This is a genomic window from Zavarzinia sp., assembly GCF_049306435.1.
In the GTDB taxonomy this organism is placed as follows: Bacteria; Pseudomonadota; Alphaproteobacteria; order Zavarziniales; family Zavarziniaceae; genus Zavarzinia.
The window spans coordinates 1-1,581 of record NZ_JBAQRT010000285.1; the positions used below are offsets into that span (position 1 = coordinate 1).

The following is a 1,581-nucleotide window of genomic DNA, read 5'->3' on the forward strand; positions in this document are numbered from 1 at the left end:
ATCCAGTTGAGCTCGCCGACGCCGATCTCGCGCCGGGCCAGCGCCTCGCGCGGGCCGACGATGACGCGCCGGGTCTCGGGCTCCAGCCGGACGACATAGAGCGGGGCATTCTCGGGCATCGCGCCGCCGCCGATGCCGAGGCCCTTGCGCTGACCGACGGTATAGGAAATCACGCCCTGATGGCGGCCCAGCACCCGGCCCTCCATGTCGACGATGTCGCCGGGGTCCGCCGCGCCCGGGCGCAGCTTCTCGACGACGGCGGCATATTTGCCCGACGGCACGAAGCAGATGTCCTGACTGTCGGGCTTTTCCGCGACCGACAGGCCGAAATGGCCGGCCAGCGCCCGCACCAGGGGCTTTTCCATGTCGCCCAGGGGAAAGCGCAGGAACTCGAGTTCCGGCTTCGTCGTCGCGAAGAGGAAATAGCTCTGGTCCCGGTTAGCGTCGCGGCCACGGTGCAGCTCGGCGCCTTCCGGCCCCTTCACCCGGCGGACGTAGTGACCGGTCGCCATCGCCTCGGCGCCCAGGTCGCGGGCGGCGCCCAGCAGGTCGCGGAACTTGACCGTCTGGTTGCAGCGGACGCAAGGCACCGGGGTTTCCCCGGCCAGATAAGCATCGACGAAAGGCTCGATCACATTGGCCCGGAAGGCCTGTTCGTAATCGAGCACGAAATGGGGAATGCCGATCGCCTCGGCCACGCGGCGGGCATCGCGGATGTCGAGCCCGGCGCAGCAGGCGCCCTTGCGTCCGGCCGCCGCGCCCTGGTCATAAAGCTGCAGCGTGATGCCGACGACATCATAACCGCGCGCCTTCATCAGGGCCGCCGTCACCGAACTGTCGACGCCGCCCGACATGGCGACGACGATCCGCGCGCCCGGCGACAGGTCGTCATCGGGGGAGGGGCGCAGCAGCCGGTCGATATCGAGGGTTTCGATCATGACGGGGACCATAGTCGGCCCGGCAGAAAGGGACAAGCGACGGGAAGGAATTGCCGGGTTGCAACGGCCGCCGCCGCGCCCCCTGCCGTGAAAGCCCCGGTTTCCGGGCCTGTTCCGGCTGGCCCGCTCCCTGCAAGGGCAGGGCGAGATCTTCACCGGAAGCCGTCATGGAAACCGCCAGCCTGTCAGCCGCCCTGTCCCCGCCGCCCCGGACCAGCGCCCCCGCCGCCAGTTCGGGCGCCGACGACGGCTTCGCGGCCCTGCTCGACCAGCAGGCCGCGCCGAACACGTCGGACCCGGCCGAAAAATCGGCGGTCCGCGAAGGCAAGGATCCGGCCCCGCGGGCCGGCACCGAAGACACCGCCGCCAGCGCGACCGACGCGGCCACCAACACGGCGGCCACCGGCGCGGCGGCTACCGGCACGACAGCGGACGACACCACCGGGGACAAGGGCGACCGGGCCGAGCGGGCAATCGGAGACGGCGCCGACCAGGAGGTCGCCGACAAACTGGCCGGCGATGCCGCGCTGACCGATCCGAGCGCGATCCTCACCGGGATGCTGCTGGATCTGACCGCGCCGGCCGCGCGGAAGGATGCCGCCGCCGGCACGACGACGACCGAGGCCCCCGCGCCGGTCCCGCC

General features: G+C 71.3%; 2 protein-coding genes. One reads left to right on the plus strand and one right to left on the minus strand.

What is annotated here, in order from left to right; all coding sequences use genetic code 11:
* The coding region (mnmA, locus tag WAZ62_RS15895) for a tRNA 2-thiouridine(34) synthase MnmA (protein ID WP_422644512.1) at nt 1-938 on the minus strand (938 nt) is incomplete at its 3' end.
* 167 nt (nt 939-1,105) lie between these two features.
* Here mnmA and WAZ62_RS15900 point away from each other — a divergent pair.
* Nucleotides 1,106-1,581, plus strand: a 476-nt coding sequence (locus tag WAZ62_RS15900; protein ID WP_422644513.1) for a hypothetical protein, incomplete at its 3' end; no start/stop codon positions are given.